Here is a 23768-nt window from a genome sequence, read left to right as displayed (position 1 = left end):
ATTATGGTCAGCGCGCCGAAGCCATGCGCTCGCGCATCGCCGATTCCAGCGCGGGAAGGCGTGCGCGCACGCCCTCCAGTTGCGCCGCATCGGGCTCACGGACCGCCGTGGCCCAGACCGGCGCCGGAAAGTGGGAATCCCCCTCGAAGCGCGCGATGAGGTGCCAGTGCAGGTGCGGCACCATGTTGCCCAGGCTGGCCACGTTCATCTTGGTGGGCGCGAGGTGCTCACGGATGAGCTGCTCCGCCAGCGCCAGCGCCTCGGTGAGCTCGGCGCGTTCCCCGCGGTCCAGGTCGGAGAACTCGGCCACGTGCGCATTCCAGACCAGCCGGTAGAACGCCGGAAAGCCCGCCCCCTCGGCGTGGATCAATCGCCACCGGGGCGTGCGCAGGACCAGGCGGCCGCCGTCGGCCGCGCACAAGGGGCAGGCAGCGGCCATCAGACCAGCACCCGCTCGATGCCGCCCTGGTTGGCGGCCTGCACGTAGCGGGGCATCCAGTCGGCGCCGAGGATGCGGTTGGCCATCTCGACCACGATGTAGTCGGCCTCCAGCAGCCCGCCCTGCAGGTCGCCGCCGTAGCGGGACAGGCCCTGCAGGCAGCTGGGGCAGCTGGTGAGCACCTTGAGCGCGCCGTCCTGCGGCAGGCCCGCCGACTCGCGCAGGGCGGCCGCGTCCTCGCGCAGTTGCTCTTCCTTGCGAAAGCGCACCTGGGTGGAGATGTCCGGGCGGCTCACGCCCAGCGTGCCGGACTCGCCGCAGCAACGCTCGGACTTGCGCACGTTCTCACCCACCAGCGCCTTGACGGTCTTCATCGGCTCCTGCTGCTTCAGGGGCGAGTGGCAGGGGTCGTGGTACAGATAGGCGCCCGCCTCCTCCAGCCGGATGCCTTTTTCCAGCAGGTACTCGTGGATGTCCACGATGCGGCAGCCGGGGAAGATCTGCTCGAACTCATAGCCCTGCAACTGGTCGTAGCAGGTGCCGCAGGAGACCACCACGGTCTTGATGTCCAGGTAGTTGAGCGTGTTCGCCACGCGGTGGAACAGCACCCGGTTGTCCGTGATGATCTGGTCGGCCTTGTCGAACTGGCCGCTGCCCCGCTGCGGGTAGCCGCAGCACAGGTACCCCGGCGGCAGCACGGTCTGCACGCCCGCATGCCACAGCATGGCCTGCGTGGCCAGGCCGACCTGGGAGAACAGGCGCTCGGAGCCGCAGCCGGGGAAGTAGAAAACCGCCTCGCTTTCGCTGGTGGTCGCCTGCGGGTTGCGGATGATCGGGACGTAGTTCTTGTCCTCGATGTCCAGCAGGGCCCGCGCGGTCTTCTTGGGCAGGCCGCCCGGCAGCTTCTTGTTGATGAAGTGGATGACCTGTTCGCGCACCGGCGCCGTGCCATGGGTGGCCGGCGGCGCCTGGGTCTGCCTGCGGGCGAGGCCGCGCAGCAGGTCGTTGGCCGCGCGCTGCACCTTGAAGCCCACGTCCACCATGGCCGTGCGCGCCAGCTTGATGGTCTGCGGGTTGGTGGCGTTGAGCATGAACATGGCCGCCGCATTGCCGGGCCGGAAGCTCTTCTGACCCATGCGGCGCAGCAGGTTGCGCATGTTCATGGACACGTCGCCGAAGTCGATCTTCACCGGGCAGGGGTTGAAGCACTTGTGGCAGACGGTGCAGTGGTCGGCGACGTCCTCGAACTCCTCCCAGTGCTTGATGGACACGCCCCGGCGCGTCTGCTCTTCGTAGAGGAAGGCCTCGACCAGCAGCGAGGTGGCCAGGATCTTGTTGCGCGGGCTGTACAGGAGGTTGGCGCGCGGCACGTGCGTGGCGCACACCGGCTTGCACTTGCCACAGCGCAGGCAGTCCTTGACGCTGGCGGCGATGGCGCCGATGTCCGACTGCTGCATGATCAGCGACTCGTGCCCCATGAGGCCGAAGCTGGGGGTGTAGGCGTTGGTCAGGTCGGCGTGCAGCGCACGGGCCGCCTCGGGCTGCGGGTCGGTGCTGCGCAGGAGCTTGCCGGCGTTGAAGCGGCCTTCGGGATCGACCCGGCGCTTGTACTCGGCAAAGGGCGCCAGCTCCTCGTCGCTGAGGAATTCCAGCTTGGTGATGCCGATGCCGTGCTCGCCCGAGATGACCCCGCCCAGCGAGCGGGCCAGCACCATGATGCGCCGGACCGCACCATGGGCGGCCTGCAGCATCTCGTAGTCGTCGCTGTTGACGGGGATGTTGGTGTGCACATTGCCGTCGCCGGCGTGCATGTGCAGCGCCACCCAGACGCGCCCCTTGAGCACGCGCTGGTGGATGGCGTCCAGCTCGGCGAGGATGGGCGCGAAGGCCTGGCCCGCGAAGATGCCGCGCAAGGGAGCGCGCACCTGCGTCTTCCAGCTCGCGCGCAGGGTGTGGTCCTGCAAGCCGGGGAAGAGGTCGTCCACGCGCTGCAGCCAGTCGCCCCACAGGGCCCGCACCTCGGCCAGCAAGGCAAGGGCCTGCGAGACGCGGTCTTCCAGCAGCTCGGCCGGCGCGATCTCGCCCGCGTCGTCCTGCCGGCCCAGCGGCAGCGATCCGCGGGCGAGGAAGGCTTCCAGTTCGTCCAGCAGGCGCAGCTTGTTGCGCAGGCTCAGCTCGATGTTGATGCGCTCGATGCCGTCCGTGTATTCGGCCATGCGAGGCAGCGGGATGACCACGTCCTCGTTGATCTTGAAGGCGTTGGTGTGGCGGCTGATGGCGGCGGTGCGCTTGCGGTCCAGCCAGAACTTCTTGCGCGCCTCGGCGCCGATGGCGATGAAGCCCTCGCCGCTGCGCGAGTTGGCCAGGCGCACCACTTCCGACGTGGCGCGGGCCACGGCGTCGGCATCGTCGCCCGCGATGTCGCCGATCAGGACCATCTTGGGCAGCACCGCGCGCTTGGCCTTGGTGGCATAGCCCACGGCCTTGAGGTACCGGTCGTCCAGGTGCTCCAGGCCGGCCAGGAGCGTGCCGGTGCGGCGCTGCTCGGCGAACATGAAGTCCTTGATCTCCACGATGCTGGGGACGGCGTCCTTGGCGTTGCCGAAGAACTCCAGGCAGACGGTGCGCGTGTGCGCCGGCATCCGGTGGACCACCCAGCGCGCGCTGGTGATGAGGCCGTCGCAGCCTTCCTTCTGCACGCCCGGCAGGCCCGAGAGGAACTTGTCGGTCACGTCCTTGCCCAGGCCCTCCTTGCGGAAGGTGCGGCCGGGGATGGCGAGGCGCTCGGTGCGGTCGGGGCGGCTCCAGTCGATGCGGCGCACGTCGGCGTCGAAGTAGCGCAGCTCGAAGGTGGCGAGCTCGGCGTCGTGGATCTTGCCCAGGTTGTGGTCCAGGCGGACCACCTCCAGCCAGCGCGCGTCGGGCGTGACCATGCGCCAGGAGACCAGGTTGTCCAGCGCCGTGCCCCAGAGCACGGCCTTCTTGCCACCCGCGTTCATGGCGATGTTGCCGCCGATGCAGGAGGCTTCGGCGGAGGTGGGGTCCACCGCGAAGACGTAGCCGGCACGCTCCGCGGCGTCGGCCACGCGCTGGGTGACCACGCCGGCCTCGGTCCACACGGTGGCCACCGGCTTGGCATGGCCGGGAATGGGAACGAGCTCCACCTCGGTCATGGCTTCGAGCTTTTCGGTGTTGATCACCGCGCTCTTCCAGGTGAGCGGGATGGCACCGCCCGTGTAGCCCGTGCCGCCGCCGCGCGGGATGATGGTCAGGCCCAGCTCGATGCAGCCCTGCACCAGGGCCGCCATCTCGGCCTCGGTGTCGGGCGTGAGGACCACGAAGGGGTACTCGACGCGCCAGTCGGTCGCGTCGGTGACGTGGGAGACGCGCGAGAGGCCGTCGAACTTGATGTTGTCGCGCGCGGTGAGCCGGCCGAGCGTGCGGCGGGCGCGGCGGCGCAGTTCGGCGACCTGGTCGAAGCCGGCGTCGAAGTCCTGCACGGCCCGCTGCGCCAGCGCCAGCAGCTCGCCCACCAGCGCGTCGCGGCCGGTGCCGTCGTGCGTGCGGCGCTTGTCCACCTCCGCCAGGCGGTGGCGCAAGGCCTCCACCAGCAGGCGCCGCCGCTTGGGGTTGTCCAGCAGGTCGTCCTGCAGGTAGGGATTGCGCTGGACCACCCAGATGTCGCCCAGCACCTCGTACAGCATGCGCGCGGACCGGCCCGTGTGCCGCTCCTCGCGCAACTGGCCCAGGACCTCCCAGGCCCGCTCGCCGAGCAGGCGGATGACGATCTCGCGGTCCGAGAACGAGGTGTAGTTGTAGGGGATCTCGCGCAGCCGGGGCGCCTGCGCATCGGCGGAGAGGAGATGGTCGAGGGCGGCGGGGGCGTTCATCGCAGACGGAGGTTGCAGCCGAAAGCATGCGTGACGCGGCTGGCCGGCGATGTTACCGCAGCGCATCAATGCGCTTTTTCGCGGCAGGAGGAAAACCCCTGATGGCCAGCCATCCGCTTGGCACCACAATACGCCTCCCACAAAGTGTCACAAACCGGCCTTATCGTCCGGGTCCCGACCGTCTAGGAGACCATTCATGAAGTACACGAAACCCCTCGCGCTGGCCGCCATGGCCGCAGCGCTGCACGCCCCGGCCTGGGCGCAGACCGAGATCCAGTGGTGGCACTCGATGACCGGCGGCCTGAACGACTGGGTCGTCGACCTGGCCAACGGCTTCAACGCCAGCCAGAAGGACTACAAGATCGTCCCCACCTACAAGGGCACCTACGACGAGGCCATGTCGGCCTCGATCGCCGCCTTCCGCGCCGGCAATGCGCCGCACATCCTCCAGGTGTACGAAGTCGGCACCGCCACCATGATGGCCGCCAAGGGCGCCGTCGTGCCCGTGGGCAAGGTGATGCAGGACGCCGGCTACAAGTTCGACGCCAGCGCCTACATCCCGGCCGTCGTGGGCTACTACACGGCCCCCAACGGCCAGATGCTGAGCTTCCCCTTCAACAGCTCCACCACGGTGCTGAACTACAACAAGGACCTGTTCAAGAAGGCGGGCCTGGACCCCAACAAGCCGCCCCAGACCTGGCCCGAACTGACCCTGGCCGCCGCCAAGCTCAAGGCCTCCGGCGTCGAATGCCCCTTCACCACCAGCTGGCAGAGCTGGACGCAGCTGGAGAGCTTCTCCACTTGGCACAACACCCTGTTCGCGACGCAGAACAACGGGTTCGGTGGCACCAACGCGCGCCTGGCCTTCAACAGCCCGCTGCACGTGCGCCACATCGAGAACCTGGCCAACATGGCCAAGCAGGGCCTGTTCCAGTACCGCGGCCGCGGCAACAAGGGCGATGCGCCCTTCTACTCGGGTGAGTGCGCCATGGCCACGGCCAGCTCCTCCACCTACGCCAGCATCAAGAAGAACGCCAAGTTCGACTTCGGCATCGCGCCCCTGCCCTACTACCCGGACGTTCCGGGCGCACCGCAGAACACCATCATCGGCGGCGCCTCGCTGTGGGTGATGTCCGGCAAGCCGGCGGCCGAATACAAGGGCGTGGCCAAGTTCTTCGACTACCTGACCAACCCGGAGGTGCAGGCCAAGAGCCACCAGCGCACCGGCTACCTGCCCATCACGCTGGCGTCCTTCAAGCTGACCGAGAAGGAAGGCTTCTACAAGGAGAATCCGGGCACGGACACGGCGGTGAACCAGATGGTCCGCAAGACCACCGACAAGTCACGCGGCGTGCGCCTGGGCAACTTCAACCAGATCCGCGCCATCATGGACGAGGAACTGGAGCAGGTCTGGGCCGGCAAGAAGACGGCCAAGGAAGCCCTGGACACCGCCGTCAAGCGCGGCAACGAGCAGCTCGAACGCTTCGAGCGCGCCAACAAGGGTTGAGAAGGCGCGAATGAATCTACTGCGCGACCCGATCTGGCGCCTGCGCTTCTCGCCGTACCCATGTACGGCTTCGATGCTCGGCGCCACCTCGGGCCGCTCGCTACGATTCCTTCACGCCTTCTCTGGTTGATGACCGCCTGATTCGCGGCTCCCGGCCCGCCCCTCCGGCGGGCCTTTTCCTGCGCTCTTCACTTCGGTGAAGGGCGTTTCCGTTTGACCCACTCTGCGCAGGTCCGCCTTGACCGTTGAAAAAAGAGTTCGCTTCAAGAGCTGGTGGCTTCCCGCCGCGCTGCTCGCGCCCCAGGTGGCGGTCATCGCCATCTTCTTCTTCTGGCCGGCCGGCCAGGCCCTGGTGCAGTCGCTGCAGCAGCAGGATGCCTTCGGCACCTCGGTCGAATGGGTCGGCCTGGACAACTTCCGCCGGCTGATCGACGACACGAGCTATCTCGCCTCCTTCAAGACCACGGCCATCTTCTCCGTGCTGGTGGCCGGCATCGGTCTGGCGCTGTCGCTTGCGCTGGCGGTGTTCGCCGACCGCGTGGTGCGCGGCTCGTCCCTCTACAAGAACCTGCTGATCTGGCCCTACGCGGTGGCGCCGGCGGTGGCCGGCGTGCTGTGGCTGTTCATGTTCGCACCGTCCATCGGCGTCGTGAGCTATGGCCTGCGGCAGATCGGTTTCGAGTGGAACCACCTGCTCAATAGCGGCCAGGCCATGGCGCTGATCGTGTTCGCCGCGGTGTGGAAGCACATCTCCTACAACTTCCTGTTCTTCCTGGCCGGACTGCAGTCCATCCCGCGCAGCCTGATCGAGGCGGCCGCCATCGACGGCGCCGGGCCCTGGCGGCGCTTCTGGAGCATCGTGTTCCCGCTGCTGTCGCCCACGACCTTCTTCCTGCTGGTGATCAACGTGGTGTACGCCTTCTTCGACACCTTCGCCATCGTCGATGCGGCGACCGAGGGCGGCCCGGGCAAGGACACGGCCATCCTGGTCTACAAGGTCTACTACGACGGCTTCAAGGCCCTGGACCTGGGCGGCTCGGCGGCCCAGTCCGTCGTGCTCATGGCCATCGTGGTCGTGCTCACGGTCATCCAGTTCCGCTATGTCGAGCGGAAAGTGAACTACTAGTCCAGGACAGAACATGGTCGAAAGACGTCCCCTGGCCACCTTCGTCTCGCACCTCGTCCTGGTGCTGGGCGTGATCGTGGTGGCCTTTCCCCTCTACATCACCTTCGTGGCGAGCACGCACACGGCGCAGGACATCGTGCAGGTGCCCATGCCGCTGCTGCCCGGGCCGCACATGATCGAGAACTACGCCCATGCCATCTCCGGAACGGGCGGCGGCGCGGCATCGACCGCGCCGGTGGGCCGCATGATGATGGTCAGCACCATCACGGCGCTGGTGATCGCCGTGGGCAAGATCGCGATCTCGCTGCTCTCGGCCTTCGCCATCGTGTACTTCCGCTTCCCGGGGCGGATGTTCTTCTTCTGGGCCATCTTCGTGACGCTGATGCTGCCGGTGGAGGTGCGCATCGGGCCGACCTACCAGGTGGTGTCCGACCTGGGCATGCTCAACTCGTACGCGGGCCTCACGGTGCCGCTGATCGCCAGCGCAACGGCCACCTTCCTGTTCCGGCAGTTCTTCCTCACGGTGCCCGACGAACTGGTGGAGGCGGCCCGTGTCGATGGCGCGGGACCCATGCGCTTTTTCTGGGACGTGCTGCTGCCGCTGTCGTCCACCAGCATCGCGGCGCTGTTCGTCATCCAGTTCATCTACGGCTGGAACCAGTACCTGTGGCCGCTGCTGGTGACCACGGATGAATCCATGTACCCGGTGGTCATGGGCATCAAGCGGATGATCTCCGGCGGCGATGCCGCCAACGACTGGAACATCGTGATGGCCACGGCCATCCTGGCCATGATCCCGCCGGCGCTCGTGGTGCTGCTGATGCAGCGCTGGTTCGTCAAGGGCCTGGTCGATTCGGAAAAGTAAGACAAGCACACGAGAGGAGCGTGCGCACGCGCTGAGCGGGCGCACGGAGGAAACATGGCAGCCATTTCATTCAGGAACATCGTCAAGCGCTACGGCAAGGGCAAGCAGGAGCTGCAGGTCATCCACGGCGTGAGCGCGGAGATCGACCGCGGCGAATTCGTCGTGATCGTCGGGCCCTCGGGCTGCGGCAAGTCCACGCTGCTGCGCATGGTCGCGGGGCTGGAGGAGATCTCCGGCGGGGAGATCGCCATCGGCGATCGCGTGGTGAACCAGCTGGAGCCCGCCGAGCGCGACATCGCCATGGTGTTCCAGAACTACGCGCTCTATCCGCACATGAGCGTGTTCGACAACATGGCCTACGGCCTGAAGATCCGCAAGATGCCGGTGCAGGAGATCAAGACGCGGGTGGACAAGGCCGCGGGCATCCTGGAGCTGTCGCACCTGCTCGATCGCAAGCCGCGCCAGCTCTCGGGCGGCCAGCGCCAGCGCGTGGCCATGGGACGGGCCATCGTGCGCCAGCCGCAGGTCTTCCTGTTCGACGAGCCCCTGTCCAACCTGGACGCCAAGCTGCGCGCGCAGACCCGCCTGGAAATCCAGAAGCTGCACCGCGAGCTGGGCATCACCTCGCTGTTCGTCACGCACGACCAGGTCGAGGCGATGACGCTCGCGCAGCGCATGATCGTCATGAACGCCGGCAACATGGAGCAGTTCGGCACGCCCGAGGAGGTGTACCACCGTCCCGCCTCCACCTTCGTGGCCAGCTTCATCGGCTCGCCGCCCATGAACCTGCTCAAGCACGCGCCGGGCGGCCAGCCCGGGCGGCTGCTGGGCATCCGCCCGGAGCACCTGGACGTGGGCGCCGAGGGCTGGGAGCTGCGCGTGGACACGGTGGAACTGCTCGGGGCCGAGCGCCTCATCTACGGCAAGGTGGGCGACGAGCCGCTGATCGTGCGGGTGGACGAAGGCGGGCTCGCGCCGCAGCCCGGCACCGTGCTGCGCGTGGCGCCGCGCCCCGACCGCCTGCACTGGTTCGACGCCGGCACCGGCAAGCGCGTGGCGGCATGAGCGCGCCGGGTCCAGTAAGCCCCTGGCCCTACCCGCGCTGGATCGCCCACCGCGGGGCCGGCAAGCTCGCGCCGGAGAACACCCTCGCCGCGTTCCGCCTGGGGGCCTGTCACGGCTATCGCATGGCCGAGTGCGACGTGAAGCTCTCGGCCGACGAGGTGCCTTTCCTGCTGCACGACGCCACGCTGGAACGCACGACGAACGGCCACGGCATCGCCGGGGACCTGCCCTGGTCCGCGCTCGCCGCACTGGACGCCGGCGCCTGGCATTCGCCCGCCTATGCCGGCGAAGCCCTGCCTACGCTGGAGGCGCTGGCCCGCTGGTGCCTGGACGAGGACGTGCTGCTCAACATCGAGATCAAGCCCACGCCCGGCCTGGAACGGCACACCGGCGAGGTGGTCGCCCGCGAAGCCCGGCGCTTGTGGCGCGACGCCGCCGTGCCGCCACTGCTGACTTCCTTCCAGCCGCAGGCGCTGGCGGGCGCGCGCGAGGCCGCGCCCGAGCTGCCGCGCGGCCTGCTGCTGGACGCGCCCTGGGAGGGCTGGTTCGAGTTCGCGCGCGAGCTGGACTGCGTGGCGGTGGTCTGCAAGCACCTGCTGTGGGACGCCGCGCTGGTGGCGCAGGTCCACGCCGCCGGCATGCGCTGCCTGAGCTACACCGTCAACGAGGCGCAGGACGCGCAGCGCTTGCTGGCGCTGGGCACCGACGGGATCATCACGGATCGGGTGGACGTTTTCGCCCCGGCGTGAGCAGGGCCACCCGAGGCCCTGCGTCGCGATTACGATATAGTAAACGCGTTACGCAATGGTAAACCCCCGGAGACGTCCATGGCCGCCATCCTGAGTTCCCCCCAAGCCCTGTCCCAGCTTCCCGCGCCCCCCGGCATCCAGCAGCTGCACCACTTCGCCTGGCGCGCCCGCGACGCGGAAGAGACCCGCCGCTTCTACGAAGACATCCTGGGCCTGCCGCTCTACCACATCATCCAGAGCGACTACGTCCCCAGCACGGGCGAGTACTGCCCCTACACCCACTTCTTCTTCCGCCTGCAGGACGGCTCCTTCATCGCCTTCTTCGACCTGGGCGACGACCAGGCCGCGGAGCCCTCGCCCAACACCCCCAAGTGGGTGAACCACGTGTCCTTCCGCGTGAACTCGCAGCAGGACCTGCTGGACATGAAGGCGCGGCTGGAGGCGCACGGCGTCGAGGTGCTGGGCATCACCGACCACCACATCTTCCACAGCATCTATTTCTTCGACCCCAACGGGGTGCGCCTGGAGCTGTCGGCCCAGCACGCCGACGAGTTCCAGATGCTGGAGGAAAGCAAGACCGCGCACGCACGCCTGGCCGAATGGACCGCGCGCAAGGAGCAGTGGCGCCGCGAGCGCGCGCAAGGCCAGGCGGCGCAGCCGCTCAAGCCCCAGCGCAACGACCGCCCGGAGTTCGTCAAGCCGTGATGCTGGAGTCCTCCATGCTCGACCAGCGCTATGCCGAGACGGCGTTCTCCAACGACTACCAGTTCACCCAGGGCAGCGGCTACGTGCTGCCCGAGTACCCCTTCGTCGAGCCGCCGGAAATCAAGGCCGGCTCACCCGGCCACCAGCCGCTGGTGATCGTGGGCGGCGGCATCACCGGGCTCACCCTGGCCTGCTGCCTGGCGCGCCTGGGCATGCCGGCGGTGCTGCTGGACGAGGACAACACGGTGGGCGTCAAGGGCGCGTCCTCGCGCGGGATCGTGTACACGCAGAAGTCGCTGGAGGTGTTCCAGCGCCTGGGCATCTACGAGCGCATCGCGGCCAAGGGCACGCGCTGGAGCGTGGGCCGCACCTTCGCCGGCGCCGACGAGGTCTATTCCTTCGACATGCGCCAGCAGCGCGGCTTCGACCTGTCCAGCCAGCCGCCCTTCATCAACATCCAGCAGTTCTACATCGAGGCGTTCCTCGTCGACCGCATCCGCGAGCTCGGCCACGTGGACATCCGCTGGAACAACCGCGTCACCGCCTTCAGCCAGGACGAGAACGGCACGCTGCTGTCGGTGAGCACGCCGGCCGGCGACTACCAGCTGCGCGCCGACTACGTGGTGGATGCCACCGGCTCGCGCACGCCCTTCCGGGGCTGGGTGGGCGCCAGCGTGACGGCCAAGAAGGGCGACGACCGCTGGTGCATCGCCGACGTGCGTTTCACCAAGCACCCGCCGGTGGAGCGCCATACCTGGATCGAGGCGCCCTTCAACGACAACCGTGCGGTGTGGCAGCACCTGATGGCCGACGAGGTCTGGCGCATCGACTACCAGATGGCACCCGATGCCGACCCGGCCTACGTGAGCCGCGAGGACGTGGTGCGCGAGCGCCTGGCGCGGCAGTTCGGTCCCGAGACCGAGGTGGAGATCGTCTGGGTCGGCCCCTATGCCTATCGCAGTGAGTGCATCGACCAGATGTGCCACGGGCGCCTCTTCTTCATGGGCGACTCGGCCAAGGTGGTCAGCCCCTTCGGCGCGCGCGGCGGCAACACCGGCGTGTCCGACGCGGACAACCTGAGCTGGAAGCTCGCCGCCGTGCTGCGCGGCCGCGCCGGGCGCAAGCTGCTGGAGAGCTACCACGCCGAGCGGCACGAGGCAGCGCAGCAGAACGTGCGGGTGACCAACCGCACGGCGCGTTTCCTGCGTCCGGCCGACGGCGTGGAACGGCTGTTCCGCAGCGCCACGATCAGCCTGGCCAAGCAGCACGTGTTCGCGCGCCATCTCGTCAACACGGGCCGCATGGCGGTGGCCAACCCCTACACCCGCTCGCCCTGCTGCGCCGCCGGCGGCGGGCTGTCGGTGCAGAACGTGGCCCTGCAGTGGGCCGACGGCTCGGATGGCACGGTGAACGACCTGATCGGCTGGGCCGGCGGCGACCTGCTGCTGCTGGTCTTCGGCGACCTGTCCGCCGCCGCGCGGGAGCGCCTGCGCGCCCTCGCGGCGAGCGCACCGGTGCGCGTGGTGCAGGTGGTCGGCGAGGGCAGGCCGCAGGCCCTGGAGCACGTGCGCGACCCCAAGGGGCACCTGCAGGGCGCCTGCCATGTGTTCGGCCACGCCTGGGCGCTGGTACGCCCCGACGCCTACGTGGCAGCGACCGGCGAGAGCATCGACGGCGCCCTGGTCAAGGCCGTGGGCACCGCGCTGGCCCTGACGGAAGGAGCGACCGCATGAAGACCACCCTCAACTTCCAGGACGCCGACACCTTCTACGAGCAGCTGCTGGACGCCCACACGGGCCTCAGTCCCGAGCGCTCGCAGCTCCTGAACGCACGGCTGATCCTGCTGCTGGCCAACCAGGTGGGCGATGCGAAGCTGCTCAAGGACTGCATCGACGCGGCGGCGCAGATGCCGGACTGACCGCGGCCGCGACCGGCCCGCTTGCATAAAATCGGTCCGACCCCCTGATCCCACGGCATCTTCGGATGCCGTTTTTTTCCCCTGAGCCATGAGCGATACCCCGCAGCAACCCGGGCTGAACAGCCTGTCCAAGTCCTTCGAGCCCGCCGCCATCGAGGCGCAGTGGGGCCCGATGTGGGAGTCGCGCGGGTACGGCCGGGCCGGCTGGCGCGGCACGGGCGAAGCCCGCGCCGGCGAGCCCGCCTTCGCGATCCAGCTGCCACCGCCCAACGTCACCGGCACGCTGCACATGGGCCATGCGTTCAACCAGACGATCATGGACAGCCTCACGCGCTACCACCGCATGCGCGGCTTCAACGCCGTGTGGATCCCCGGCACCGACCACGCCGGCATCGCCACGCAGATCGTGGTCGAGCGCCAGCTGCAGCAGCAGGGAACGAGCCGCCACGACCTGGGCCGCAAGAACTTCGTGGCCCGGGTGTGGGAATGGAAGGAGCGCTCGGGCGACACCATCACCACGCAGATGCGCCGCATGGGCGACAGCGTGGACTGGTCGCGCGAGTACTTCACCATGGACGAGAAGCTCTCGCGCGTGGTGACCGAGACCTTCGTGCGCCTGTACGAGCAGGGGCTCATCTACCGCGGCAAGCGCCTGGTCAACTGGGATCCGGAACTCAAGACCGCCGTGAGCGACCTCGAGGTGGAGAGCGAGGAGGAGGAAGGCTTCCTCTGGCACATCGCCTACCCGCTGGCCTCGGGCGACGGGGCGCTCACCGTGGCCACCACGCGCCCCGAGACCCTGCTGGGCGACGTGGCCGTGATGGTCCACCCCGAGGACGAACGCTATGCCCACCTGGTCGGCCAGCGCGTCAAGCTGCCGCTGTGCGACCGTGAGATTCCCGTCATCGCGGACGCCTACGTGGACCGCGAGTTCGGCACCGGCGTGGTGAAGGTCACGCCGGCGCACGACCCCAACGACTATGCCGTCGGCCAGCGCCATGGCCTGCCGCAGATCGGGGTGCTGACGCTGGACGCGAAGATCAACGACAACGCGCCGGCGGCCTACCGCGGCCTGGACCGCTTCGAAGCCCGCAAGCGCGTGGTCGCCGATTTGCAGGCACAGGGTCTGCTGGTGGAGACGCGCAAGCACAAGCTCATGGTGCCGCGCTGCGCCCGCACCGGCCAGGTGGTCGAGCCCATGCTCACGGACCAGTGGTTCGTCGCGATGAGCAAGGTGGGCGACGGCGACCCCACGGGCAAGTCCATCGCGCAGAAGGCCATCGACGCGGTGCAGTCGGGCCAGGTGCGCTTCGTGCCCGAGAACTGGGTCAACACCTACAACCAGTGGATGAACAACATCCAGGACTGGTGCATCTCGCGCCAGCTCTGGTGGGGCCACCAGATCCCCGCCTGGTACGACGAGGACGGAAGGGTGTATGTGGCCCGCAGCGAGGAAGAGGCTCAGGCCCAGGCACCCGGCAAGACGCTGCGCCGGGACGAGGATGTGCTGGACACCTGGTACTCATCGGCCCTGGTGCCCTTCTCCAGCCTGGGCTGGCCGGAGGCCACGCAGGACCTGGACCTGTATTTGCCCTCCACCGTGCTGGTCACGGGCTACGACATCATCTTCTTCTGGGTCGCCCGGATGATCATGATGAGCACGCACTTCACCGGCCAAGTGCCTTTCCGCGACGTGTACATCCACGGCCTGGTGCGCGACGCCCAGGGCCGCAAGATGTCCAAGTCCGAGGGCAACGTGCTCGACCCGGTCGACCTGATCGACGGCATCGCGTTGCCACCGCTGCTGGACAAGCGCACCACGGGCCTGCGCAAGCCGGAGACCGCTCCAGCCGTGCGCAAGGCCACCGAGAAGGAATTTCCCGAAGGCATCCCGGCCTACGGCGCCGACGCGCTGCGCTTCACCTTCGCCTCGCTGGCCTCGCTGGGCCGCAGCATCAACTTCGACGCCAAGCGATGCGAGGGCTACCGCAACTTCTGCAACAAGCTCTGGAACGCGACGCGCTTCGTGCTGATGAACTGCGAGGGCCACGAGGTCTCGGAGGACGGCGCCGAGCGCAGCGCCGCCGACCGCTGGATCGTCTCGCTGCTGCAGCGCGTGGAAGCCGAGGTCGCCCGCGGCTTCGCCGACTACCGCCTGGACCACGTCGCCAATGCCATCTACCAGTTCGTCTGGGACGAGTACTGCGACTGGTACCTGGAGATCGCCAAGGTGCAGATCCAGACCGGCACGCCCGCGCAGCAGCGCGGCACGCGGCGCACGCTGATCCGCGTGCTGGAAGCCATCCTGCGCCTGGCGCACCCGCTGGTGCCCTTCATCACCGAGGAGCTCTGGCAGAAGGTGGCGCCCGTGGCCGGCGTCGAGGGCGAGTCGGTCAGCGTGGCGCCCTACCCGTCCAGCGACGAAAGCCGCATCGACCCGCAGGCCGAAGCCTGGGTGGCGCAGCTCAAGGCCTTGGTCGATGCCTGCCGCAACCTGCGCGGGGAAATGAACGTCTCGCCTTCGACCCGGCTGCCCCTGTATGCCCTGGGTGAGGACAGCGTGCTGCGCGAATCGTCCGCGGTCCTGCAGGCCCTGGCCAAGCTCGGCGAAGTACGCCTGTTCACCGACGAGGCCGCCTGGGCGGCGGCGGCGCAGGCGGCCCCCGTGGCCGTGGTGGGTGGGCTGCGGCTGTGCCTCTACATGACCATCGACGTGGCCGCCGAGAAGGCCCGCCTGGGCAAGGAAGCGGCTCGTCTGGAAGCGGAGCTGGCCAAGGCGAAGGGCAAGCTGTCGAACCAGGCCTTCGTCGCCAAGGCGCCCGCGGCGGTGATCGAGCAGGAGCACCAGCGGATCGCGCAGTTCTCGACCACGCTCGAGCGCCTGCGCAGCCAGCTCGCCCGGCTGGAGGGCTGATCGCGGCCGGCGCTCAGCGCGGCAGGGCCTCCCGCTGCGCCGAGCCGCCCCGCTCGGGCATCCCGGTGCGCAGGAGTTCGTGGATGCGCGCGGCCACGTACCAGCTGGCCCGCGCCCGTGCCTCGCGGGTGTGCGAGCCGAGCCGGGGCGTGAGGTACAGGTTGGCGGCCTCGTGCAGCGGCGTGCCGCGCGAGGCGAAGCCCGCCTCGGCCCCGTCCAGCACGCAGGCCTCGATCCGGCCGTCCGCCAGCGCCCGGGCCAGGGCATCGGCGTCGAAGAGGTCCGACCGGCTGATGCCCACCCAGCACTGCTTCGGCTTGCAGTGCGACAGCAGCGGCTCGCCGACGAGGCCTTTGTAGCGCGAGGCGTAGATGACCTGGACCGACACCGCATCGGCCTGAGCCACCAGCTCGGGCAGCGTCACGGGTTCGACCTGCAACTGGCGCCAGGTGGGCGAGGACGCATGCACCGCCGGGTCGTAGCCGATCAGCCGGGCACCCAGTCCCCGTAGCAGCAAGGCCAGCGTGTGCGCGGCCGGCGCGAGCCCCAGCAGTCCCACCGTGCTGCCGTTGACCTCCCGCCCCAGGCCGATCTGCGCATGCCGCTGGCCGGCCAAGGGCAAGCCGATGCCGGGCCGGTACAGCATGAGCAAGGCGGACAGTAGGTACTCGGCCTCCGGGCGCACGTGGGCCGACCGCGCCTGGATCACCCGCACGCGGCGCTCGCGGCAGGCCTCCAGGTCGGTGTTGTCGGTATCGGCATGCAGACGGGCCAGCACCCGCAGGCGCGGCGCGAAGTCCAGGAACTCGCGCGTGACCCGCAGCTTGCGCGAGAGCACCATCGCCTGCGGTCGGTACGCGGCAGCGCGCAGCGCCGCCGCATCGGAGGCCAGCTCCGGGCGCAGCACGAGGGGGTAGCGCTGCCCGAGCCACGCCATGGCCTCGGGGATCAAGGGCTCGGTCAGTAAGATGTCCATGGGCAGAAGCTTCCGTCCGACAGCGACATCAGGTCGTGGACGACAGCCCCTTCCCGACACGCCATGAAAAAATTCGTGAACTTTAGCTTCAAATAATTTCAGAGTCGATGAGCCCTTCCACCCCCGTTCGCAAAGCTGTCTTCCCTGTCGCCGGCCTGGGCACGCGCTTTCTTCCCGCGACGAAGGCAGCGCCCAAGGAAATGCTGCCTGTGGTGGACAAGCCACTCATCCAGTACGCCGTCGAGGAGGCCTACGAAGCCGGCATCCGCCACATGATCTTCGTGACCGGTCGGAACAAGCGGGCGATCGAGGACCACTTCGACACCGCCTATGAGCTGGAGACCGAACTCGAGGCTGCCCAGAAGAACGACCTGCTGGCGCTGGTCCGATCCATCAAGCCCGAGGACATGGACTGCTCCTACGTTCGCCAGCCCCGTTCGCTGGGGCTGGGTCATGCGGTGTTGTGCGCCCAGGCCCTGGTCGGCGACGAGCCCTTCGCCGTGCTGCTCGCCGACGACCTGATGACCGGGCCTGACGGCGGCAAGTCGGTGCTGTCGCAGATGGTCGAGGTGTTCGAGCGGGTGCGCACCTCGGTCCTGGCGGTGCAGGAAGTGCCGCTGGAGCACGTTCGCCGCTACGGCATCGTGGCCGGCGACGCGGCGGGCGATCGCCTCACCCGCGTGCGGCAGATGGTGGAGAAGCCGAAGCCGGAGAACTCGCCGTCGCGCATGGGCGTGGCCGGCCGCTACGTCCTCACCCCGGCGGTGTTCGAGCAGATCCGCCAGCAGCCCCGGGGCTCAGGCAACGAGATCCAGCTGACGGATGGTATCGCGCGGCTGATGGACACCGAAGGGGTGCACGCCTACCAGTACGAGGGCAAGCGCTACGACTGTGGCAGCAAGCACGGCTTTCTGGAAGCAACCGTCGAGCTGGCGCTCAAGCACCCTGAAGTCGGCGAGGAATTCCGCGCCTACCTGCGCAAGACAGTCTGCTGAAGGCCCGTGGCTCAGCGCCGGCGCAGGACGTGGATGAACTCCTGGCCGGCCGTCTGCTGGTCCACGAGTTCATTGCCCGTCTGCCGGGCGAAGGCCTGGAAGTCGCGGACCGATCCGGCATCGGTGGCCACCACCTTGAGCAGCTGGCCCGCCTGCATGTCGGCCAAGGCTTTCTTGGCCTTGAGGATGGGCAGCGGGCAGTTGAGCCCGCGCGTGTCGATTTCCTTGGCGATGTCCATGGCTAATTCCTGAGCTGAGGCGGATTCTAGGGCTCGAGCCAGCGCGGCTCGCGTCCCGTGCTGCGCAACCAGTCGGCCAGGGCCAGGCCGGTTCCCGAACGCCAGCAGCGGACCGCATCGTAGTCGTACAGGCGCCACTCCGCCAGCTCCGGCGAGAGGACCACTTCGCCTTCGGCACGCACGTGATAGGCGATGATGACCTGGTTCATGCGCTGGAAGTCATAGGCACCGATCAGCCGGACGGCCGTCGCGTCCAGGTTCGTCTCCTCCTTCAGCTCGCGCGCGATTCCGTCCTGCGGCGTCTCGCCCGCCTCCATGAAACCGGTGATGAGCGCGAACATGCGGCCGGGCCAGGCGGCATTGCGGGCCAGCAGCACCTGGCCCCGGTACTCCACGACAGCGGCCAGGACGGGGGTCGGATTGTTCCAGTGGGTCCAGCCGCAGGCGGCGCACCGCAGCCGCTCGCGCATGCCGCCATCCTCGCGCTGCACCGCAGGCGCCAGCGCGCCGGCGCACAGGGGACAGAAGTGCCAGGCGGGCGAATCCACGTCAGGCGGGAAAGACGCCGGTGGAGAGGTAGCGATCGCCGCGGTCGCACACCACGAAGACGATGGTCGCGTTCTCCACCCGCGCGGCGATCTGCTGCGCCACCCAGCACGCACCGGCAGCGGAAATGCCCGCGAAGATGCCCTCCTCGCGCGCCAGGCGCCGGCACATCTCCTCGGCGTCCTCCTGGCTCACGTACACCAGTTCGTCCACCGTGCTGGGGTCGTAGATGCGCGGCAGGTACTCCTGCGGCCACTTCCGGATGCCCGGGATCCGCGAACCCTCGCTCGGCTGCGCACCGATGATGCGCACCGCGGCATTGCGCTCCTTGAGAAAGCGCGAAACGCCGGTGATCGTGCCCGTGGTGCCCATGGCGCTCACGAAGTGCGTGATGCGGCCCTGCGTCTGCTCCCACAGCTCGGGCCCGGTCGTCTCGTAATGCACGCGGGGGTTGTCGGGGTTGGCGAACTGGTCCAGCACGCGCCCCTTGCCCTCGCGCTGCATGTTCTCGGCCAGGTCGCGCGCGTATTCCATGCCGCCGCTCTTGGGCGTGAGCACGAGTTCGGCCCCGAATGCCTTCATGGTCTGGGCCCGCTCGATAGACAGGTCCTCCGGCATGATCAGCACCATGCGGTAGCCCCGGATGGCTGCTGCCATCGCCAGGGCGATGCCGGTGTTGCCGGACGTGGCCTCGATCAAGGTGTCGCCGGGCTTGACCTCACCCCGCTCCTCGGCCCGACGGATCATCGACAGTGCGGGACGGTCCTTGACCGACCCGGCCGGGTTGTTGCCCTCCAGCTTGCCCAGCACGACATTGCCGCGCTCGCGATTCGATGCCGCACCGATGCGCTGCAATGCCACCAGGGGCGTTTTTCCGATGGCGTCCTCGATCGTGGGGTAATGCATCCGCAGCACTGTGCCATAATTTTTGGCTGCTCTTCCCTCACTGCCCGAGTGGTGAAATCGGTAGACGCAGGGGACTCAAAATCCCCCGCCGCAAGGCGTGCCGGTTCGAGTCCGGCCTCGGGCACCAGCGTGTGGCAGCTCTGACAGCTCTGCCGCGGGAACCCGTCCCGAGGGGCGGCCACTCAGGTGGGGTCGCCGCGTGGAGCCTCGTGCTTGCGGCTCCAGAACCGCCACCCATGACCCAACTCCATTCCACCGGAAGCGATCGGCACCTGGCTCCCCGCCTCGAGGAGTTCCGGGCGCGCGCGCAGGACAACGACTTCGTCTGCATCGCACCGGGTGCGGGCGGCGCCATGCAGGTGCTCGGCACCTCGCTGTACGCCAGTGCGTCCACCGGCCGAACGGAAGAAGTGCATTGGGTCTCGGCGCCCGGCTCCACGGCCGCCCTGTTCAAGTCTGCCCTCACGCAGGCTTATGGCGAGCGCCTTGCCGAACAACTCACATCCGGTGTCTTCCAGCTCGACACGAGTTCGGTGGCCGACGTGACCGGCAAGCGCGACGTCCTCGCCTCCGAGCAGATCCTGGAGCGGCTCGCAGCCGCCGATTGCGCACGCGAAGCCTTGCAGGGCGTCGATTTCGCCAGCCTGGCGCGCTACTCTGCCGTGAGCAGCGGTCCATGCTTCCGCTCCGTCCTCGAAAGCCTGGGCATGTCTCTGAGCGCCGTCTCCGCCGAGCAACGCGTCCGCATCGACGAGCAGCTGCGGGACTACGTGGCGGCCGAGGCTGCGCTGAACCGCTCCCCGGCTTCCACCGTCGGGCTCGAATCCGTGATCAAAAAAGCATTAACTGCTGTTGACTAAGTTCTCATGATCAGGCAACTTCCGGACTACTTTGTAGTTCTGGAGTTGCCATGCTTTCCCAGCCTGAGAACCAAGCGCTTGCATCCCCTTCGGCCGCCCTCCTGGGCGGATGCCCGCCTGCACCGCGGGACCGTGCCGCAGAAGACGCGCTGTTCCGGCAACTGGTGCTGGATCACCGGCATAGGCTGTACCGCTTCATCGTCAAGCACATCGGCTGGGGCTCGGACGCCGAGGACCTGACCCAGCAGGCCTTCGTCGAGGCCGCGCACAGCTACGCCAGTTTTCGCGGCGCCTCGGAGCTGTCCACCTGGCTGTACCAACAGCGCCCCGACGGGCGCGTGCTGGTGCAGGCACGGGTGCAGGACGACGCGCTCGTCATCGGCATCACCGACTTCGCACCCGCTTTCAACCCGCTGCTCGTGCCGCTGCCCGACACCAGCCTGCCGCTGGAGGCACGCCAACCCGGGGGGCTGGGGCTGCTGTTCGTGCGGCGCACGGCCGATGAACTGCACTACCGGCGCGTGGAGGGCACCGGCTCGCCCGCCTGCAACCGGGTCTGGTTCAGCAAGCGCCTGCGGCCCGAACTCACGCCATCCGGCTCGCCAGGCTCGGTCGTGGCCTGAGTTTCGCGGGGGCCGTGACCGGCGCGGGCGCCTCGGCGAGGCGAAGCGCCCAGGCCTGCGCCGCTGCGACCAGGCGCTCGATCTCCTCGAGCACCTGCCGCCCGTCCAGCCGCACCATCAGCAGTTCCCGCTGCAGGCACAGGCGCCCGTCCGGTCCCAGCGCCAGGGTGCCGCCGCCGGCCCCGTGGCCGAGGAAACTCGCCTGCAGCAGCATGCGAAGCGCGGTGGCATCGACCTGTTCCGCAGTGTCCGGCGTTCCGAAGGGGCAATGCAGAAAGATGCGTCCGGCCGGCTCGTGTGCAACCAGCGTGACCAGCCAGGCGCGCCCGAAGAGCAGCTGGCACAGGCCCTCTTCGTCGGCCTTGAGTTGTGGCAGTCCGATCAGCTGCCCCAGGTCGGAGAGCAAACGGTCCAGGTCGCCGAGTTCCATGATGAAGGTTCCGCAGGGCGCGGATTCGTGCTGAACGGCCGCTAGCTTCATCCAATCGAACTCAACCGTCAACGCCGATGTACCCGAATGGATGAGGTTTCTGCAGTCCGGCTCCCACGCCGGCTGTCGCCGGTGGCCGACGCGCCAGCGCTGACCCGGCGCTAGCCTCGAAAGCCTTCAGGAACTTGCCTCCCCGCTTCCCGCCTCATGTCCCGGATCACTCGCCGCCCCCCTCGTGATCGCCTGCTGCGACATCTGCGGCGATGGGGGCCGTACTGGGTCGTCGCCCTGGCCCTGCTCGCGGTCAGCCAGATGCTCTGGTGGTGGCACACGTGGCCGGTGCGGGAGATGCTGGCCAACCCATGACCCTCAGCCGATACCAGGCGCTGAGAGTGCTCCTGGCAGCCCTGCTGCTGGCCTGGGCGTGCGGGCTGGCCGTGGCGGCCGTTCGCCTGAACGCCTGGCAGGAGGAGCTGACTCGCGTTCTCATCCAGCTTCGCAGCGACGAGCTGCTGCGCGCGAGCGTGCGCCAACGGGACCAGGTGCATCCCCAGTGGTACCGCAAGCGAGCGCTCGCTCTGCTCTCGGCCGTGGAGCGCCTGCGGGCCGACACGAGCTGGTCCCTGGTCATGCCCGGCTCGTGGCGCTGGATCGACGACCTGGAGGAGCGTGCCGCCGCAACTGTCGACCGCGCCTTCGGTCATGTGGTGGTGGAGACCATCCGGCGCGAACTGGAGAACCGAACGGCCACGATCACCGGCGTGCCGCTGGACCCTGGCTCCGGCATGCTCCAGGCCAGCGCCGACTGCCGCGCGGCGGCCTTGCCCACCGCCGCGCAGGGCCGGGTGGCTGCGCTGGGCGATCTTCCCGAGTTCGCCGCCGCCGCGCAGCAGCTCGAAGCGATTCGTCAGCTCGACCGTGCGGTGGACTCGCTCGTCGCCCTGCAGGACTCCCGCTCGGCGCGCCCCGACGACATGCGCCTGCTGGTGCGCTACACGCTGGGCGCTGAGCTGTCCGGCTCGGCCTCGCGCAGCATCTCGATGTTCCTGTCGCAGGCCTCCCTGCCCGGCCCCGAGCTGGAAGCGCTGCGGGAAAGGCTGGGCGCGGCCGTGCGCTGCAGCGCGACCAAGTCCATGGTCGCCCTGCACGCCCGGTGGTTCGCCGGCAACGAGCTGCTCGGGGCCGAAGACGAACTCTCCCGGCTTGCGCCGGCAGTGCTGTTCGAGTCGTCCAGCCGCATCGGGCTCGGCCCCAGCGCGGCGCGGATGGCATCGGCCGCGCAGGCCATCGGCCGCCAGCAGGCGGTCCTGGCGCAGGATCCCCATGCCTGGCTGCGTTCGCCCGTGCCGCCGCTCGGCGCCGACTACGAACGCCTGCTGTCGCACATGGGCGAGGTGGCGCTGCTCGGGCCGCGAGGGGTCGAGCAGGTGCGGGCGGATGCCGAATCGCAGCACGCCCAGCTGAGGCGCCGGGCCGAGCAGCTGGCCCGTGCGAGTGGCGGCCTGCGCTGGGATGAGGCAGACCGACGCTTCACCCTCGCGCCAGAGCGGGTCCGCCTGCGCGAAGGACTCCTGCGCCTGCTGGACCTGCGCCTCATGCGTGAGGCACCGGTCGAAATCTGGCAGCCCGCTTCCCTGCGGGCGGACCTGCAGCCCTGGCTGGAGGACATTGCGGCCACCGTGCGCGAGCGGTACCGCTTCATGCGCGATGGCGCGGCGCTCTTCCCGCGCTCGATGCGGCCGCAGCTCGTGCGCTACGTGGACGATCGGCTGGCGCAGTACCTGTTCGAGCGGGCCAGCCGGATGATCCTGGGTGAACTCGAGGCCAGCCCGGCTGGGAGCTACAACGTCGTGCAGCACGTGCTGCAACGCATCGCCCTGGTGGAATACGCGGTGCTCGATGGCGGCTCCTCGACGCTGGCCGCCCGGCTGCGGCAACGGCTCGAACGCGACATCCTCGCACCCCTCGCGACCACGCAGCCGCCCGTGCCCCTTGCGCCGCTCGCGCCCTCGACGCTGCCCGGCTGGTCGGTCACGCCGGGATTCGTGAACTAGGCGCGCTCGCGCAGACCCTCCTGCACCGTGGGGTACCCGTGCCGGAAACGCAGCTCGCGCTTGAGCCGCTCGTTGTCCAGGCGGCGGGACTCGCCCATGAAGCTCAGCACGTTCAAGGACAGTGCCGTGCCGGCCTCCCGGCGGCTCAGGCGCGGCGGGCGCGGCATGCCGTAGAGATCGGCGGCGAGGTCCACGTAGTCGCCCATCTTGAGTTCCGTGTCGTCGCTCGCGTTGTAGATGCGTTGTGGGCGGCCGCGCCAGAGCGCCGCCACGATCGCCCGCGCCAGGTCGTCGGCATGGATGTGGTTGGTGTACACGTCATCCTCGGCACGCAGGACCGGCAGGCCACGCTGCAGGCGTTCGCGCGGCGTGCCGCCGGGGCGGTCGGGCGCGTAGATGCCGGGGATGCGCAGCACGCTGGTGCGCACGCCGTGGGCGCGGCCGAAGTGCCGCAGCAGCGCCTCCGCATCGACGCGCCGCTGCGCCCGCGGGGTGCGCGGCGCGGGTGGGCGGGTCTCGGCCACCCGCTCGCCCTGGCAGTCTCCATAGACGCCGGTGGTCGAGCCATAGACCAGCGCCTGCGGTGGCGAGCGCCGTGCGAGCGTGCGCACCAGGGCGGCGGTGCGCGGATCACGCCACCATTGGGCCTGCGCCTCTGAAGGCGGCGGCGCCAGATGCACGATCCGCGTGGCCAGTCCCGCGAGCCGGCCGAGGGTCGCCGGATCGTCCAGGTCGCCCACCAGCGGCCGCAGCCCCTGCTGACGCAGCAGGGGCACGCGTTCTGCGCTGGAGGTAAGCGCGAACAGCCCGAGGCGGGATGTCACGGCACGCGCGACCCGCAGGCCCACGTCGCCGCAGCCGACGATCAGGAGCCGCTCACGGCGAAAGCGCGCCGGCAGCGCGCCGAGGGGCGTTTGGTTTGACGGCAAAATCGCAGGTCCCGCAGCAGCAATGAAACAGG

The 23768-nt window shown here is 68.9% G+C and carries 21 protein-coding genes and 1 tRNA gene; 14 read left to right on the top strand and 8 right to left on the bottom strand.

Translation table 11 applies throughout. The annotated features are described in order from the left end of the window. Positions 1 to 7 precede the first annotated feature (7 nt). Positions 8 to 439 (bottom strand): HIT family protein, encoded by a 432-nt coding sequence (locus EZ242_RS08720; protein ID WP_135284747.1) that lies wholly within the window; start codon positions 437 to 439, stop codon positions 8 to 10. Continuing rightward, positions 439 to 4329, bottom strand: a complete 3891-nt coding sequence (locus tag EZ242_RS08715; protein ID WP_135284746.1) for a DUF3683 domain-containing protein — start codon at positions 4327 to 4329, stop codon at positions 439 to 441. Before EZ242_RS08715 ends, EZ242_RS08720 begins: the two co-directional genes overlap by 1 nt. 196 nt (positions 4330 to 4525) lie before the next feature. Between EZ242_RS08715 and ugpB the strand changes: the two genes are divergently transcribed. The 9 genes from ugpB (at position 4526) to EZ242_RS08670 (ending at position 15178) form a co-directional block, all read left to right on the top strand. Continuing rightward, positions 4526 to 5836 (top strand): sn-glycerol-3-phosphate ABC transporter substrate-binding protein UgpB, encoded by a 1311-nt coding sequence (gene ugpB, locus EZ242_RS08710; protein ID WP_135284745.1) that lies wholly within the window; start codon positions 4526 to 4528, stop codon positions 5834 to 5836. Positions 5837 to 6074: 238 nt separating this feature from the next. After that, entirely contained in the window at positions 6075 to 6962 is an 888-nt protein-coding gene (ugpA, locus tag EZ242_RS08705; RefSeq protein WP_135284744.1) for a sn-glycerol-3-phosphate ABC transporter permease UgpA, read from the top strand. Positions 6963 to 6975: 13 nt separating this feature from the next. Next, positions 6976 to 7827, top strand: a complete 852-nt coding sequence (ugpE, locus tag EZ242_RS08700; protein ID WP_135284743.1) for a sn-glycerol-3-phosphate ABC transporter permease UgpE — start codon at positions 6976 to 6978, stop codon at positions 7825 to 7827. Between the two features lie 54 nt (positions 7828 to 7881). Continuing rightward, complete coding sequence (locus EZ242_RS08695; protein WP_135284742.1) at positions 7882 to 8892, top strand: sn-glycerol-3-phosphate import ATP-binding protein UgpC; 1011 nt, start codon at positions 7882 to 7884, stop codon at positions 8890 to 8892. Then, positions 8889 to 9641, top strand: a complete 753-nt coding sequence (gene ugpQ, locus EZ242_RS08690; RefSeq protein WP_135284741.1) for a glycerophosphodiester phosphodiesterase — start codon at positions 8889 to 8891, stop codon at positions 9639 to 9641. Before EZ242_RS08695 ends, ugpQ begins: the two co-directional genes overlap by 4 nt. Before the next feature lie 78 nt (positions 9642 to 9719). Beyond that, positions 9720 to 10346: a VOC family protein gene (locus EZ242_RS08685; protein ID WP_135284740.1), complete on the top strand. Its 627-nt coding sequence runs from the start codon at positions 9720 to 9722 to the stop codon at positions 10344 to 10346. Beyond that, on the top strand, positions 10346 to 12079 hold the full coding sequence (locus EZ242_RS08680; RefSeq protein ID WP_240787026.1) for an FAD-dependent oxidoreductase: 1734 nt from the start codon (positions 10346 to 10348) through the stop codon (positions 12077 to 12079). Before EZ242_RS08685 ends, EZ242_RS08680 begins: the two co-directional genes overlap by 1 nt. Next, on the top strand, positions 12076 to 12264 hold the full coding sequence (locus tag EZ242_RS08675) for a DUF2783 domain-containing protein (RefSeq protein ID WP_135284738.1): 189 nt from the start codon (positions 12076 to 12078) through the stop codon (positions 12262 to 12264). Before EZ242_RS08680 ends, EZ242_RS08675 begins: the two co-directional genes overlap by 4 nt. An 88-nt stretch (positions 12265 to 12352) precedes the next feature. Further along, positions 12353 to 15178, top strand: coding sequence for a valine--tRNA ligase (locus EZ242_RS08670; protein ID WP_135284737.1), 2826 nt, complete (start codon positions 12353 to 12355; stop codon positions 15176 to 15178). 13 nt (positions 15179 to 15191) lie between these two features. Here the strand turns inward: EZ242_RS08670 and EZ242_RS08665 are convergent, their stop codons facing one another. Next, complete coding sequence (locus EZ242_RS08665; RefSeq protein WP_135284736.1) at positions 15192 to 16154, bottom strand: NAD(P)-dependent oxidoreductase; 963 nt, start codon at positions 16152 to 16154, stop codon at positions 15192 to 15194. A 107-nt stretch (positions 16155 to 16261) separates the two neighbouring features. Between EZ242_RS08665 and galU the strand changes: the two genes are divergently transcribed. Beyond that, positions 16262 to 17149, top strand: coding sequence for a UTP--glucose-1-phosphate uridylyltransferase GalU (gene galU / locus EZ242_RS08660; protein WP_135284735.1), 888 nt, complete (start codon positions 16262 to 16264; stop codon positions 17147 to 17149). A gap of 11 nt (positions 17150 to 17160) precedes the next feature. On the opposite strand, the gene EZ242_RS08655 is transcribed toward galU, so the two are convergent. From EZ242_RS08655 to cysM, 3 genes are read right to left on the bottom strand one after another with little or no spacing between them, the layout of a single operon-like run. Then, entirely contained in the window at positions 17161 to 17388 is a 228-nt protein-coding gene (locus EZ242_RS08655; protein ID WP_135284734.1) for a sulfurtransferase TusA family protein, read from the bottom strand. Positions 17389 to 17414: 26 nt separating this feature from the next. Further along, complete coding sequence (locus EZ242_RS08650) at positions 17415 to 17972, bottom strand: NUDIX domain-containing protein (RefSeq protein WP_420821245.1); 558 nt, start codon at positions 17970 to 17972, stop codon at positions 17415 to 17417. After that, entirely contained in the window at positions 17938 to 18840 is a 903-nt protein-coding gene (cysM, locus tag EZ242_RS08645; protein WP_135284732.1) for a cysteine synthase CysM, read from the bottom strand. Before cysM ends, EZ242_RS08650 begins: the two co-directional genes overlap by 35 nt. 42 nt (positions 18841 to 18882) lie before the next feature. Here cysM and EZ242_RS08640 point away from each other — a divergent pair. The 3 genes from EZ242_RS08640 to EZ242_RS08630 all read left to right on the top strand — a co-directional run bounded on the left by EZ242_RS08640 (position 18883) and on the right by EZ242_RS08630 (position 20323). Continuing rightward, positions 18883 to 18967: transfer RNA gene (locus tag EZ242_RS08640), tRNA-Leu, on the top strand. 109 nt (positions 18968 to 19076) lie between these two features. Then, positions 19077 to 19700, top strand: a complete 624-nt coding sequence (locus EZ242_RS08635; protein WP_135284731.1) for a BspR family type III secretion system anti-sigma factor — start codon at positions 19077 to 19079, stop codon at positions 19698 to 19700. Between the two features lie 50 nt (positions 19701 to 19750). Continuing rightward, a complete protein-coding gene (locus EZ242_RS08630) occupies positions 19751 to 20323 on the top strand; it encodes an ATP-binding protein (RefSeq protein WP_135284730.1) in 573 nt (190 codons plus the stop codon). Here EZ242_RS08630 and EZ242_RS08625 read toward each other — a convergent pair. After that, complete coding sequence (locus EZ242_RS08625; protein WP_167784697.1) at positions 20286 to 20753, bottom strand: type III secretion system chaperone; 468 nt, start codon at positions 20751 to 20753, stop codon at positions 20286 to 20288. The two genes, EZ242_RS08630 and EZ242_RS08625, sit on opposite strands and share 38 nt — an antisense overlap. A gap of 362 nt (positions 20754 to 21115) precedes the next feature. Between EZ242_RS08625 and EZ242_RS08620 the strand changes: the two genes are divergently transcribed. Continuing rightward, positions 21116 to 22807, top strand: coding sequence for a hypothetical protein (locus EZ242_RS08620; protein WP_135284728.1), 1692 nt, complete (start codon positions 21116 to 21118; stop codon positions 22805 to 22807). Here the strand turns inward: EZ242_RS08620 and EZ242_RS08615 are convergent. Beyond that, positions 22804 to 23736, bottom strand: a complete 933-nt coding sequence (locus EZ242_RS08615; protein ID WP_135284727.1) for an SDR family oxidoreductase — start codon at positions 23734 to 23736, stop codon at positions 22804 to 22806. The genes EZ242_RS08620 and EZ242_RS08615 overlap by 4 nt on opposite strands. Between the last annotated feature and the right edge of the window lie 32 nt (positions 23737 to 23768).

The sequence above is a fragment of the Ramlibacter rhizophilus genome, from assembly GCF_004681965.1.
Classification (GTDB): domain Bacteria; phylum Pseudomonadota; class Gammaproteobacteria; order Burkholderiales; family Burkholderiaceae_C; genus Ramlibacter; species Ramlibacter rhizophilus.
Note: the sequence above shows the minus strand (reverse complement) of the source record. Positions and strands in the feature narration are given on the sequence as shown.